The sequence below is a fragment of the Streptomyces sp. NPDC053673 genome (assembly GCF_055585225.1).
The window spans coordinates 26,735-39,002 of record NZ_JBVJKN010000020.1; the positions used below are offsets into that span (position 1 = coordinate 26,735).

Sequence of the window (12,268 nt, forward strand, 5' to 3'; positions counted from 1 at the left end):
CGGCTGAAACCGGGGCCCAGCCCTGCCTGCGCTGCTGCCTTGCCCCTCTGCTCGCGGCGCAACGCCCCTTCTGGGAATCCGACGAACTCGACACGGGACTCCCACAGAGTCAGAGCCACGAAGCCGCAGGTAGACGAATTTCGTCGGTAGCCCCGAAGAGGTCCCCGTCCGGCTCACAGCAGGGCCGTCAGGTTCTCCACGCTGCGGCTGCCCTCGCGACGTACGCCCAGGGGGATCAGGGCGGCGCGGGACGGCAGCCGCACGCCTCCGGTGAACGCCACCCGCGTGCCCGGGCCTTCGGGCGTCGCCGCCACGCCGATCAGCAGGAACCGGCTCTGCAGCCAGCACCAGCCCGGCCGCTGTACCCCGCGCAGCCGGGCGCGCATTCCGTACCTGCTGCGCGCCAGCGCCTCGACGCGTTCGCCCTGTCGGCGGACGACGCGCAGCCGCTCCATGTCGGTCACGACCTGTCCGAACCCGCCCTCCAGGTCGCCCAGCACGGACCAGACCCGCTCGAAGGGCGCGTCGACGTGCGCCTCGGTCACGTGGGCACCGCGGATGCCGGCGGCCAGGGCGTGCAGGCGGCGTACGGCGTCGAGGTCGGTGGTGGGCCAGAGCTCGTTCATGACGTCCACGCCTTCCGGAAGGTGTCGCGGGCCCGGTGCAGCCGCGACTTGATGGTGCCCGTGCGCACACCGAGCAGGGCGGCGGCGGTGCGCTCGTCCAGGCCCTCCACGTCACGCCAGCATCAGCACCGCGCGGTGCTCGGGGGAGAGCCGGTCCAGTACGTCCCTGATGTCGGCGGAGAGTTGGGGGTCGCCGCAGGCCGGGAGCGCGCTGAGATCGGCCGGTACGGTGCGGGCGGCGCGGTGCGCGGTGCGGACCGCCTCGCGCACGGCGATGGCACGGACCCAGCCGTGCAGGGCGGCCGGGTCCTTCAGGGTGCGCAGCGACTTGAAGACCGCCACCAGGGCCTCCTGCGCCGCGTCCGCCCCCTGGTCCAGGGCGATGGGCGCGCAGACGCGGCCCACGTACGGGGCGAGGAGGTCCAGGAGTTCGGCCATGGCGAGGGTGTCGCCGCGCTGGGCGGCTCGCACGAGCCGGACCGTTCGGTCAACGGATCGCTCATCGGGCACGGGCCTCATCCTTCCACCGCGCCACGCGCAGGGCGGCGACGGCCAGGACGGCGCACAGCGGGGTGTAGAGCACGAGGTTGAGCCAGTAGAAAGCGGTACCGGTCTCCTTGGCGAACAACCAGTAGCTCCCCGCGAGGGCGCGCAGCGAGAGGCCCGCGGCCACGGCCAGGGTGCCGAGACGGAGGACCAGGTGGCGGGGGCGGCGGGAGTGGGCGAGTACGAAGGCGGCGGCGGTGAGGAGGAGGACGACGAGAGGGAGCAGGACCGGCGGTGTGAACGGCACGTCCGTACCGAGAACCGCTTGGGACAGGCTCCCGTCATCGGCCGCGGGCCAGGTGGCGCCCGTCGTCCAGTACAGGTGGAGCAGGGCGTCCACGGTGAGCACCGAGGCGACGAGCGCGGCGGCGCGGGTGGGGGCGGGGGTGGTGGCGGGGGCGTCGGGCCGGTACGACATGTGGCCTCCTGCGGCGACTTCGGGAATCCGTCACCCTCCAGAGGACCCGTCCACGCGAAACGTTCCGTCGGGGTAGGCGAATTCTTCCGAGGTCGCGCGAGCCCACCCGGCCCGGCGCACCCGGCCCTGGCGCAGCCGCCCGGCGCAGCCGCGTCCGCCCGGGGACCCACGGGCCGGCAGCGGTGGGCGCATCGACCTCAAGATTGACGTGGAACCAACCGCCCTGCGTGTCGGGCTCGTCCCGGAAGTGGCGATGCAAAGTTCCCGACCGCACTCCGTAGTCGTCGAGCGGCATGCCGCCCAGACGTCGCCTGCTCACACACGAAGATGAGTACGCGTACTCAGTTGTCCGGTACCGGCCGCCGAGGCGGTGTCCCGGTTCGGTTCGGTAGCCTGCCCCCGGTGATCCCAGACGGTCTGGGCGCTCATCGCATGTGCACACGGGGGAGGGACCACAGGTGGCGTGGGACGAGTGGGAGGAGCTCAAGGCCTCCGCGGCCGAGCGGCACACCACGGCAATGCAGCTCAACCAGCTCCCGGCCGATCGCGGCGGGGATGCCCCGTCCGGCGGGGCGTCGGGCAAGGACGGGCTGAAGCACTCGGCTCAGCCCTGGAACCGCGCCGCGGGCACTGCCGGCGACCTCAGGACCAGCACCGGCAAGGCCAAGACCGACCTGACGACGGGGCATTCGGGAATGGCGGGCGGTCTGACGGGACTGGCCAGCCTCGCCTCGCTGACGAGCGTGCTGAGCTCCTGGGAGACCCGCTTGGGCGCGGTACGGGACGAGTGCGGAAGTCTGGAGCCCAAGCTGCGGCAGGTGAGCAAGGAGATCGTCGGGGTGGACCACGAGGTCGGGGCCAAGGCGAGAGCCGTGGTTCCCCAGGGTGGTGACGCCAAGTGACGTCGTCACTGACCTGGCAGCAGCTGCGGGATCTGAAGCTCGACGAGCTGGACGACGCCGCCGACAGTTGGGGCGCCGTGTCACGGCACGCGGACGCGGCCGAGGAGCGCGTCAACGGTGACATGAGCGGTGCCCTGTCGAAGACGCAGGAGAGCGAGTCCGCAGGGGCCGCGGTGAAGCGCCTCCAGCAGCTGAGCCGCAACTTCGACTACATCAAGACAGAGACCGGTCTGATACGCACCACGGTCAGCGGGCTGTCGGCCGAGCTCGCATCGCCGCAGCGCCGTCTGAAGGACGCGCTCGCCGACGCCGACGCCCAGTCGTACACGGTCCACGAGGACGGAAGCATCGGCTACCCGGCCGGCGGCAAGAACGAGTTGACGGGACAGGAGATCCCGGGCGGCAGGGCCGTGGGCAACAACGGCTTCATCACGCCCGGCAACAACGGTCTCCAGGGGTCCGGCAACAACGGTCTTCTCAACCCCGGTAGCGGCTACCAGGGGCCGGGCCTGATCAACCCGAACCCCCACCACGCCAAGGCCCAGGACATCGCCGACCGCATCGCACAGGCACTGCGCGACGCGCGGGAGACCGACGGTCGCTACCAGAGGACGCTCGACAAGCTCAAGGCCGCGCCGGGACTGACCGTCGACGCCAAGACCTGGGCCGACGCGGCAGCCGACATGGCGGCGGTGCGTGATGCCGCGGACGACCAGATCAAGCGCGAGATACCGCTCGACAAGTCGCCCGCCGACCGCAAGAAGTGGTGGGACGGCCTGAGCGACGCCCAGCGCGAGGAGTACCTCGCGAGCTATCCGGACGTCATCGGCAACCTCGACGGCATCCCGGCCGTGACGCGCGACGAGGCGAACCGGGAGAACCTGCAGCTCCTGATCGCGAAGTTCTCGGGTGAGGACGGTGACGTGGCCAAGGCCCGGCTGGGCGGTCTGCAGGAGATCCAGCACCAACTGGAACTGAACTCCACCGCCCGGCTCACCGACCGGAGGGAGCCGCCGATGTATCTGCTGGGCATCGCCGACCAGGGCACGGGGCGGGCAATCGTGGCCTACGGCAACCCGGACACCTCCCGGAACGTGTCGGCATACGTACCGGGGCTGGGCACGGCACTCGACGACAGCTTCGCCCGCAACGACGTCAAGCGGGCGCACGACACCGCAGTCCTGGCCCGCAAGCATGACCCGTCGAGCGCCTCCATCGTCTGGCTCGGATACGACCCGCCCCAGCTCGGCGGAGTGGATGCCGAAACCCTGCTCTCCAACACCGAGGTCATGTCCGCCGACCGGGCCGAGCGGGGAGCTCCCGCGTACAACTCGTTCATGAGCGGCCTGGGCGCCACCAACGAGCACGGCGACCCCCATCTGACCGCGATCGGGCACTCCTACGGCTCCCGCCTCGTCGGCGCGGCCACCCAGGAGGGGGGCGGGATTCCAGGCGCGGACGACATCGTTCTGCTCGGCAGCCCTGGCGTCGGCGTGGACAAGGCGGAGGACCTGGGCGTCGGCAAGGACCACGTGTTCGTGGGCGCGGCCGAGAACGACCCGGTGAGCCAGCTGCCGTCGAAGAAGGAAGCGATCGCAGGAGGCGTCTTCATGGGCGGCGGCCCGCTGTTGTCGTACCTGGCCGCGGACATCGCCGACCAAGGCGACGACGACATCTGGTTCGGCAAGGACCCCGCCAGCGAGGCCTTCGGCGCACACCGGTTCAAGGTCGACGACGGGCCACGGCCGCTCATCGACGGTGAGGGCCCGACGCCGGCGCATTCCAACTACTTCAACCCCGAAAAGGACCCCGAGTCCGCCGCCAACGTTGCCGCCGTCGTCGCGGGACGGCCCGACCTGGTCACATCGCAGGAGCACCGATGAAGCACCGCATGCTCGCAGTGGCACTTACCGTCGCCGTCGTGTCCGGCTGCGGCCTGATCGGCGACGGGGACACGGAACCTAAGGGGAAGGCACCGAAGAACATGAACATGCATGAGGCCGGTGACCGGGCCGAGCAGATGCTTGATGGCATCTTCGGGGCCATCAAGCCGAGTGTCGAAACGCAGCGCGGCCCGTCGAGCGACTCCATCTGCACCGACTTCAAGAACGACAGCACCGGGACCGGGAGCATCACCCGTCGGCGCTTCGTCATGACGATCATCTCGGACGAGCGCCGCGGCAGCTTCCTAGGGGTCGTCGAGCGCCAGTGGAAGAAGGACGGGTACGAGATCACGTCGGTCCGCAAGCACAAAGAGAGCCCGGCGATCTTCGCAACCACGCCGGAGGGTTTCCGGGTCGTCCTGGAGTTCGGCTACAAGGGTCAGGCCAGCATCGACGTCACCTCGCCCTGCGTGACCGAGTCCAAGGTCACCGAGCCCCCCGGGGAGCCGATCGACCCCAGCTCGCCCGCGGCGAAGGGACTCCCCTACATCCGCTCCGACTTCTGGTCTGCCGAGACCCCGGCGCCGTCTCCGTCCGGGGGCTGAGTCCCGGGGAGGCCTGGCTGCGGCTCAGCCGCTCGGACACGCAGCCAGGCCCGGCGGAATCAGGGCCCGGTCGACCCGCGCGCCGCTGGGGCAGGCGGCGCGGGGCCCGGGCGCGATCCGGGCCCCGCGCCGTGTGTGGGCCGGCTCAGTCGACGATCCGGATCGCCCGGACGCCGGTGCCCTCGTACCGCGAGGGCGACCGGGTCAGGATCGGGCGGCCCCGTGGCCATTCGACAGACGGCTGTGCGAGGTGCAGCGCGTGGGCGCCGCTCCAGTCGTCACCCTGGGCACGGAGACGCTTGCCCACAGCGGCCGCCCCGGCGAAGTCCAGCTCTGCGATGTCCACGGAGGGAAGCGAGCCGACATGCTCGGCCACGCCCGCGCGGTCGCTCTCGGCGACCGCCAGGCACACTGCGGGAATGTAGATCCGTAGCGTCGGATCGTTCTCCGCTTCCACTACGAGGGTGGAGGTCATACGGTTCCCCGCGCCGAGCGCGAGGGCGGCGGTGTCGTCGAGGACGACGGCGCGTGGCGGCGGGTAGTCGCCCCTCTTCTTCACTGCACCTCCCCGATGCGCCCGGACACGATGTCGGACCACAGCTTCTTGCCGGCCTTGGCGTCCTCTTCGGTGTACGGCCTGCCGAGGAAGTGCTCTTCGACGTATGCCTTGGTCTCCTCGCGGCGCTGCGCCAGCTCCTCCTTCGTGGGCGTGGCCCCGGCCAGCTGCGCCACCAGATCGCGCATGGTGATGCCGCGATCCCGGGCGAGCTCCTGGAGGCGGTCGCGGACGGCGGGGTCGACCTTGATCGTGGTGTCAGCCATGACGAAAGTATACCGACGGTATACCACCTCAGGGCGTTCGAGCACGACAGTCATCGGCGCTCCGTTTCTCTTCAAGGGGTCTGGGCGCGCGCCTCGGTGGCGATGACTGTACGGCCTGACAATGTGATCTCAGCACATGCCAAGGGCATTGGCCAGAGCCGAAGTTGGGGCACCAGCTCTGCCATCTCCCCTCCCCGACCTGCGAGTTCACGCGAAACGGGGGCGGCGCACGCTGTACGACCACCCCCGTTCCCGTTCGCCTCGTTCACCCCTCAGGGTGACGCCTGGCCTCGGGCTTGCAACGGCACGGCCGCATCCGGGGGACGCCGAGAGAACGGCCTTCCGCCGGCGTCTCCTTGAGCGACCTTGAAGTGCCGATGCGACTTGACGTTGCCCCTGGGGGAAAGGTTTAGGTTGATCGCAACATGATGATCAGTGAAGTCGCTCGACGCGCGGGTGTGACGACGAAGGCGGTTCGCTATTACGAGTCGTTGGGGCTGATCACTCCCGCTCGGCTCGCCAACGGCTACCGCGACTACTCCGAACGCGAAGCCCGGATGGTGCGCGAAGCCCGGGAGCTGAACCAGTTGGGGATTCCGGTCGAGCGGACACGTCCGTTCCTCGAATGCCTGGCCGACGGCCGGGAGCACGCGGACGACTGCCCGTCCTCACTGGCCGGCTACCGCGAAGCCATTGACGACCTGACCCTGCGGATCGAGGCACTCACCGCCCGTCGAGCGGTGCTGGTCCGGCATCTGCACGATGCCGCCTATCGCAACAGCCGCGCCGACCGGCCCGGTGCTGAAGGGAACACAGTGAGCCACCTGCCCCAGCTCCCCGCGGATCTGCCTGTCCCCGAAGACGACGGCGCGGCCGCTCATCTCCCAGGCCGGCAGGTGCCGGACATCGAGCTGCCCAGCACCGCGGACGACACCGTCGCACTGCATGCCCTGGGCGGGGGCCGGTCGATCGTCTACTGCTACCCGCTCACCGGCCGCCCCGACACAGACCTGCCCGAAGGCTGGGACAACATCCCCGGAGCGCGAGGGTGCACCGCCGAGGCATGCGACTTCCGCAATCACCATGACGACCTCACCGCCGTCGGCGTAGCCCACGTGTTCGGCCTGTCCAGCCAGGACACCGCCTACCAGAAGGAGGTGGTCGACCGGCTGCGGCTCCCCTTCTCGATACTCTCCGACACCGGCTTCCGGCTTGCCGCCATGCTGGGCCTGCCCACCTTCGAATTCGGCGGGGTGCTCCTCTACAAGCGCATCACCCTTGTCATCCGTGACGGCGTGATCGAGCACGCCTTCTATCCGGTCTTTCCGCCGAACGAGCACGCCCGACAGGTACTCGAGTGGCTGCAGGACAACCCCGCGTAACCAGGCCATGTCGGAGACCGGCGGCGGGGCCGGCAGGCCAACGCTTCCGGGCCCCCGGGAGGCACAAGAGCACTGAGTGGAGTACTCGACTGCGGCGAGGCACGCTGTATCCATGAGGTCGCTCTTCCGCTCACCTCCTCGACCAGGAGCGGGCGGTCACAGCCGGGTCCTCTTCACGCTGGCGAAGTGCGTGCCGTTCGCGATCGCGCTGGCCATTCTGGTCATCGAGTTCACGCCCGCGCACTTCATCTATACGGGCCCCCTTCTCACCGCGATGCCTGCGCTGGCCGCGGTGACGATGGGCCCCAAGGGCACCGCCGCGGCGGCGGCTCTCGCATTGGCGGTCAGCGTGGCCACCGCCACGTACAACCAGGCCTGGGGCACCCTGCAGGTCTACACGAACTTCCTGGCTCTGGCCCTGGTGTCCGTGGCCGGATTCATCATGAGCAGCGCCGTGCAGGCGCGCAGGCAGAGCGAGCTCGACCAGGTTCGCCGGATCGCCGTGGCAGCACAGGAGGTCGTACTGCGGCCCGTACCCCTGCGGCTGGGTCCGGTGCGGACGGCGAGCATGTGCCTCGCAGCCGGAACGGAAGCACAGGTCGGCGGTGATCTGTACGAGGCCGTGGAGACGCGGTACGGCGTCCGGCTGATCGTGGGGGACGTCCGGGGCAAGGGGCTGTCCGCCATGCGCGCGGTCGGGGTGGCGCTCGGCGCGTTTCGCGAGGCCGCGCACTACGAGGACGACCTGGTGGAGGTCATGAACCACTGCGCGGCCGCGTTGCGACGGGAGCTCGACGTCCCGGGTACGTACCCCCCGGAAGTCCTGATGGAGGGATTCACCACCGCGCTCATCGCCCAGGTGACGGACGAACCCGTGGTGCAGCTCTTCAACCGTGGCCATCCGCCTCCACTGGTCCTGCACCGGGGCAGGACCCAGGCCCTGATGCCCGCCTCGCCACTGCCGCCGCTCGGCCTGGAAGGCCTCGTCGGCGGCCCTCCCGCCAAGGCCGAGAGCTATCCGTTCGTACCCGGCGACCGTCTGCTGCTGTACACCGACGGCGTGATCGAAGCCCGCAACCGCGACGACGAGTTCTTCGCCCTGCCCGAGACCATGGAGGGGATACGCGCAAGCACCACCCCGTCGGAGTTCCTGGACGAGCTGCACCAGGCATTGATCCGCCACGCCGAGGGGCACTTGGCGGACGATGTGGCGATGATCCTCGTTGACCGGTGATGGCCGCGCCTATCAGTAATCGGGGCCCGGGCGCCGGCCCGGGCCCCGACTCCATGCCGACGCGGAGCGGCTGCGGGGGCCGGCCCTGACGGTCCTCGACGACTGAAGTCCGTCCTCGCACGTCATCAATTAGTCCGGCTTACTGACAATCGGCGTGTTTCCGGCCCAGCGTGACGGTCGATCGGATTCGTGCGGACCAAGCTCGCCCTTGGGTCCGGACAAGGACTTGCAAACCGATCGATCCGAGGAGAAATACATGAGATCCGACAACAGGACCAGGGTCCCGCTGGGACCGCTTCCCCGTCGGGACAAGTGGATGACCAGCGGCACGATCGCCTCGCTCGCGCTGGTCCTGACCGCCGGGCTGGTGAGCCCTTTCGCTGCCACGGCCGCAGCTCAGGGCATGGGTGAACGGGTGAGCGCGTCGAGCCGCGCGAGCGGCGGAGACGACAGGTGCGTGGACTGGCCGCTCCACGACAGCCTGATGACCGTTGTGAACTCGTCCGGCGGCGACAAGGACAAGTGCAAGAAGGGAGCGACAGGCCCGACGGGTCCCACAGGGCCGACCGGGCCCACAGGCGACACCGGCCCCACTGGCGACACGGGCCCGACCGGCGACACCGGCCCCACCGGTGACCCAGGCCCGACGGGCGACACCGGGCCCACAGGCGACACCGGGCCCACAGGCGACACGGGCCCGACGGGCGACACGGGAGCTACAGGCTCCATCGACGTCACTCGAGTAGAGGGACCATTCGTCGCTGTGCCTGCGGGGGGTTCCAATTCCAGCACGGCCGTTTGTCCGCTCGGCCAGACAGCGATCTCCGGCGGTTGGGCCTCCTCCTTCGGGGTCATCCCGGGCGGCTCCGACCAGTCCACGACCAATACCCCTGGAGACAGCTGGACCATCGTCGGCGACAACCCGACCGGCGCCGCCGGAAATATCGCCGCAGCCGCGTTCTGCTCGCCCTGATGACGTAGGGACACGCACCGCGCGCGCAGCTCACTCGCTGAGCGGGGGTGGTCCGGCCGACGCCGTACCACCCCCGTCCCCGTCCGTCGGGAATCAGCGTGGATCAGCTGGGATCGCGGGGATCAGCAGTACAGGTTGCCGCCCGGCGCCACTCCAAGGATCTGCGTGAACCGCTGGTAGTTGTTCACGCGGCTCTGGACCTGCGCCGGGTTCTTGCCGTCGCACTCCAGCGAACCGTTGATCGAGCGGATGGTCTGGCCGAAGCCGGCCTGGTTGACCATCGCGTTGTGGCCCGTCATCGTGCCGGGGCCGTTCTGCGTGTTCCAGTACCAGAGGCCGGTCTTCCAGGAGACGGCCGCGTCCTGCTCCACGCGCCAGGGGTTGCCCAGCAGGTCGATGCCGAGTGCGTCGCCCGCGGCCTTGTAGTTGAAGTTCCAGCTGAGCTGTATCGGGCCGCGGCCGTAGTACGCGGCCTGGCCGGCCGGACAGCCGTAGGGCTGGCTCCGGTCGCAGTAGTGCGGGTAGTTCGCGGTGTTCTGCTCGACGATGTGGACCAGGCCGCCCGTCTCATGCGCGACGTTCGCGAGGAAGGCCGCGGCCTCCTGCTTCTTCACCGTGTCACTGCCGGTGTTGGCGAAGGCGGGGTACGCGCTCATGGCCGCGGTCAGGCCACGGTACGTGTAGAACGAATTCCGGTTCGGGAACATCTGGTTGAACTGCGCCTCGCTGACGACGAAGCCCGAGGGGTCCGGGTCCGGATTGCCGCCACCGCCGCCGCAGGAGCCCTGGTCGGCCCAGACGCCCCATTCGCCGGTGGTGCCGGGCGTCTCGCCCTGGGTCCACCACTTGGCCTGCCAGTTGCGGCCGTTGTGGGAGGCGACCATGCCGCCGGTGTAGACGGAGGACGAGTTCCAGGCGGTGGCGCAGTCCGCCGCCGCGGCGGTGGAGGCGGGCAGGAACACCGCGAGTCCGAGGATCGCAACGATGGCGGCGAGCAAAGCCGTTATGCGTCGAGACAACGTTATCAGCCTTCCGTGTGGGGGGTGTTGGGGTGGTAACGCCGTGCTGGAAGTGCCGCGGGGGTGCGACAGCACTGAACCGGGAATGGTCTGGACCTGTCAAGGGTCTAGACCATGATTGTCGAAAGGCGAAGGCCGGCACCCAGACCGGGTTGACGCCGACAGCGTCTGAACGGGCGACGAACATCGGCCGACGGAACGGTCCATCCGGCCACACTCACTTCGCACGCACGTACGGTGACTCTCCGTGGAGTGGGTGAGCGCAGAGAACGTCGTGGCTGTCGGTACTGCCGTGCTCGGTGTCCTGGCCTCCGTCGCCGTGCTCTGGTACGAGCGCCGCGTGCCGACCAGGAAACGGATCGGTTACCGCATCCAGCTGGACACCCCGATCGGCAGCAATGCGCGCAACGGCCGTCCCAACGTCCGGTCCAACATCCGGCTCGGGCTGTTCAACGAGACGCCGGACATGTCCGACGGGACGCTCGTCCTCCTGCGCATCGAGAACGACGGCTCCCAGAGCATCGGCGACTCCGATTACACCGGCCGTGAACTGCACGGCCTCACAGTGGATTTCACCGACCGCTTCGTCCGCGGCCTCGCAGTGACCCAGCCGTCCGGCGCGGAGCATCTCGCCGAGCACTTCACCCCCGCCGCCGGACTGCGGTTCGTCGGCAACACCATCTACATCCCCCGCGTCCCGCTCAACCGCGGCGAGCACTACAAGCTGCTGGTGCTGCTCTCCGGCGGCCCGGTCGGCTGCGAGGTGAGGATCACCGGCGGCATCCGGGACGGCGAGGTGATGCCCAACCGCGCCGTCCTGCCCGACGACAAGCCCCCGCTCTTCAGCAGAGCGGCCCGTAACGTCACCGTGCTGCTGACCCTCTGCGTCGTCGCGCTCGCCACGATCATCGTTGTACGGGACGACACCCGGCCGCCGATCGGCTGCGCCAAGGGCGAGCTGACCATCACCGGGTCGACCGCCTTCGCTCCCGTCGTACGGGAGTTGGCGAAGAAGTACCAGAAGGACTGCGAGGGCTCGAAGATCACCGTGGACGCCCACGGCAGCGCGGCCGGGATACGGGACCTCGCCGACAAGGGTGAGCGGACGGAGAAGGGCTCCCCGGCTGTGATCGCCCTGTCCGACGGGCCCAAGCCGGGCGGCTTCCCGCAGCTGCGCGAGAACCGGGTCGCCGTCTCCGCCTTCGCGCTCGTCGTCAACGAGAAGGTGCCGGTGCGGAACCTGCCCCTCGACGACATCCGCAGGATCTACCGCGGCGAGATCACCAACTGGAAGCAACTCGACGGCAGGACGAACCTGCGCATCCTGCTGGTCAGCCGCGACGCCAACTCCGGGACCCGCGAGGTCTTCCAGCGCCGCGTCCTCAGCCGCAACGAGCCCGCCAACTCCTCCCGCGACTGCGTGCACACCGACGACCCGGAGTCGAAGGTCGTCCGCTGCGAACTCGACAGCACGGAACAGGTCCTGACCACCGTGGCCAAGCTCCCGGGCGCCATCGGCTACAGCGAACTGCGCGGCGGCACGGGCCTGAAGGGCGCCCACCGCGTCGACATCGACGGCGAGCCCCCGTCGGTCGAGACGATCGGCACGAGCGCGTACCCGTACCGGGAGATCGAGTACGCGTACACCTACGGCCAGCCGCCGGCCGACTCGCTGGCCTCCAGCTTCCTCGGCTACATGAGGCTGGGCAGCGGGCAGGACGTCATCAGCACGCACGGGCATCTGCCGTGTGCGACGCCGAAGGGGCTGCGGGTGTGCGGGGAGGACTGACGCGGGCGGTCGCGGTGGGTCAGCCGCAGGACAGGCGGTGTTCGAGGTGCGGGAAGAGTGTGCCCCTCG

At 69.5% G+C, this 12,268-nt stretch carries 14 protein-coding genes; 7 read left to right on the forward strand and 7 right to left on the reverse strand.

Annotation, left to right across the window (positions count from 1 at the left end):
• Positions 1 to 173: 173 nt before the first annotated feature.
• The 4 genes from ACZ6ZQ_RS25515 to ACZ6ZQ_RS25530 are packed head-to-tail and all read right to left on the reverse strand — an operon-like array spanning position 174 to position 1,590.
• The gene (locus tag ACZ6ZQ_RS25515; RefSeq protein ID WP_469770830.1) at positions 174 to 626 is read right to left on the reverse strand and encodes a hypothetical protein; all 453 of its coding nucleotides are present in this window, start codon (positions 624 to 626) and stop codon (positions 174 to 176) included.
• Positions 623 to 736 (reverse strand): sigma factor-like helix-turn-helix DNA-binding protein, encoded by a 114-nt coding sequence (locus ACZ6ZQ_RS25520; protein ID WP_469770831.1) that lies wholly within the window; start codon positions 734 to 736, stop codon positions 623 to 625. Before ACZ6ZQ_RS25520 ends, ACZ6ZQ_RS25515 begins: the two co-directional genes overlap by 4 nt.
• A 1-nt stretch (position 737) precedes the next feature.
• Entirely contained in the window at positions 738 to 1,136 is a 399-nt protein-coding gene (locus ACZ6ZQ_RS25525; RefSeq protein ID WP_469770832.1) for an RNA polymerase sigma factor, read from the reverse strand.
• On the reverse strand, positions 1,126 to 1,590 hold the full coding sequence (locus tag ACZ6ZQ_RS25530) for a DUF3995 domain-containing protein (protein WP_469770833.1): 465 nt from the start codon (positions 1,588 to 1,590) through the stop codon (positions 1,126 to 1,128). The genes ACZ6ZQ_RS25525 and ACZ6ZQ_RS25530 overlap by 11 nt, the downstream gene beginning before the upstream one ends.
• Positions 1,591 to 2,048: 458 nt before the next feature.
• On the opposite strand from ACZ6ZQ_RS25530, the gene ACZ6ZQ_RS25535 reads away from it, so the two are divergent.
• The 3 genes from ACZ6ZQ_RS25535 to ACZ6ZQ_RS25545 are packed head-to-tail and all read left to right on the forward strand — an operon-like array spanning position 2,049 to position 4,980.
• A complete protein-coding gene (locus ACZ6ZQ_RS25535) occupies positions 2,049 to 2,492 on the forward strand; it encodes an amino acid ABC transporter permease (protein WP_469770834.1) in 444 nt (147 codons plus the stop codon).
• Positions 2,489 to 4,375 (forward strand): alpha/beta hydrolase, encoded by a 1,887-nt coding sequence (locus ACZ6ZQ_RS25540; RefSeq protein WP_469770835.1) that lies wholly within the window; start codon positions 2,489 to 2,491, stop codon positions 4,373 to 4,375. The genes ACZ6ZQ_RS25535 and ACZ6ZQ_RS25540 overlap by 4 nt, the downstream gene beginning before the upstream one ends.
• Entirely contained in the window at positions 4,372 to 4,980 is a 609-nt protein-coding gene (locus ACZ6ZQ_RS25545) for a hypothetical protein (RefSeq protein ID WP_469770836.1), read from the forward strand. Before ACZ6ZQ_RS25540 ends, ACZ6ZQ_RS25545 begins: the two co-directional genes overlap by 4 nt.
• A 145-nt stretch (positions 4,981 to 5,125) precedes the next feature.
• On the opposite strand, the gene ACZ6ZQ_RS25550 is transcribed toward ACZ6ZQ_RS25545, so the two are convergent.
• Positions 5,126 to 5,539: a PIN domain-containing protein gene (locus ACZ6ZQ_RS25550; RefSeq protein WP_469770837.1), complete on the reverse strand. Its 414-nt coding sequence runs from the start codon at positions 5,537 to 5,539 to the stop codon at positions 5,126 to 5,128.
• Positions 5,536 to 5,802 carry a hypothetical protein gene (locus ACZ6ZQ_RS25555; RefSeq protein ID WP_469770838.1) on the reverse strand — a complete coding sequence of 89 codons (267 nt, stop codon included), beginning with the start codon at positions 5,800 to 5,802 and terminating at the stop codon, positions 5,536 to 5,538. Before ACZ6ZQ_RS25555 ends, ACZ6ZQ_RS25550 begins: the two co-directional genes overlap by 4 nt.
• A 425-nt stretch (positions 5,803 to 6,227) precedes the next feature.
• On the opposite strand from ACZ6ZQ_RS25555, the gene ACZ6ZQ_RS25560 reads away from it, so the two are divergent.
• From ACZ6ZQ_RS25560 to ACZ6ZQ_RS25570, 3 genes are all read left to right on the forward strand, one after another.
• On the forward strand, positions 6,228 to 7,184 hold the full coding sequence (locus ACZ6ZQ_RS25560) for a MerR family DNA-binding transcriptional regulator (protein WP_469770839.1): 957 nt from the start codon (positions 6,228 to 6,230) through the stop codon (positions 7,182 to 7,184).
• Positions 7,185 to 7,296: 112 nt separating this feature from the next.
• Positions 7,297 to 8,418 (forward strand): PP2C family protein-serine/threonine phosphatase, encoded by a 1,122-nt coding sequence (locus tag ACZ6ZQ_RS25565; RefSeq protein WP_469770840.1) that lies wholly within the window; start codon positions 7,297 to 7,299, stop codon positions 8,416 to 8,418.
• A gap of 256 nt (positions 8,419 to 8,674) precedes the next feature.
• Positions 8,675 to 9,391 (forward strand): hypothetical protein, encoded by a 717-nt coding sequence (locus tag ACZ6ZQ_RS25570; protein WP_469770841.1) that lies wholly within the window; start codon positions 8,675 to 8,677, stop codon positions 9,389 to 9,391.
• A 122-nt stretch (positions 9,392 to 9,513) separates the two neighbouring features.
• On the opposite strand, the gene ACZ6ZQ_RS25575 is transcribed toward ACZ6ZQ_RS25570, so the two are convergent.
• A complete protein-coding gene (locus ACZ6ZQ_RS25575) occupies positions 9,514 to 10,410 on the reverse strand; it encodes a glycoside hydrolase family 19 protein (RefSeq protein ID WP_469770842.1) in 897 nt (298 codons plus the stop codon).
• A 247-nt stretch (positions 10,411 to 10,657) separates the two neighbouring features.
• Here ACZ6ZQ_RS25575 and ACZ6ZQ_RS25580 point away from each other — a divergent pair, with 247 nt between their 5' ends.
• On the forward strand, positions 10,658 to 12,199 hold the full coding sequence (locus ACZ6ZQ_RS25580; protein ID WP_469770843.1) for a substrate-binding domain-containing protein: 1,542 nt from the start codon (positions 10,658 to 10,660) through the stop codon (positions 12,197 to 12,199).
• Positions 12,200 to 12,268: the final 69 nt, after the last annotated feature.

Excerpts from the sequence above, each read along its gene's own strand:
- ACZ6ZQ_RS25560 (WP_469770839.1), top strand. The coding sequence starts at position 6,228 with ATGATGATCAGTGAAGTCGCTCGACGCGCGGGTGTGACGACGAAGGCG.
- ACZ6ZQ_RS25545 (WP_469770836.1), top strand. The coding sequence starts at position 4,372 with ATGAAGCACCGCATGCTCGCAGTGGCACTTACCGTCGCCGTCGTGTCC.
- ACZ6ZQ_RS25570 (WP_469770841.1), top strand. The coding sequence starts at position 8,675 with ATGAGATCCGACAACAGGACCAGGGTCCCGCTGGGACCGCTTCCCCGT.
- ACZ6ZQ_RS25515 (WP_469770830.1), bottom strand. The coding sequence starts at position 626 with ATGAACGAGCTCTGGCCCACCACCGACCTCGACGCCGTACGCCGCCTG.
- ACZ6ZQ_RS25565 (WP_469770840.1), top strand. The coding sequence starts at position 7,297 with ATGAGGTCGCTCTTCCGCTCACCTCCTCGACCAGGAGCGGGCGGTCAC.
- ACZ6ZQ_RS25530 (WP_469770833.1), bottom strand. The coding sequence starts at position 1,590 with ATGTCGTACCGGCCCGACGCCCCCGCCACCACCCCCGCCCCCACCCGC.
- ACZ6ZQ_RS25555 (WP_469770838.1), bottom strand. The coding sequence starts at position 5,802 with ATGGCTGACACCACGATCAAGGTCGACCCCGCCGTCCGCGACCGCCTC.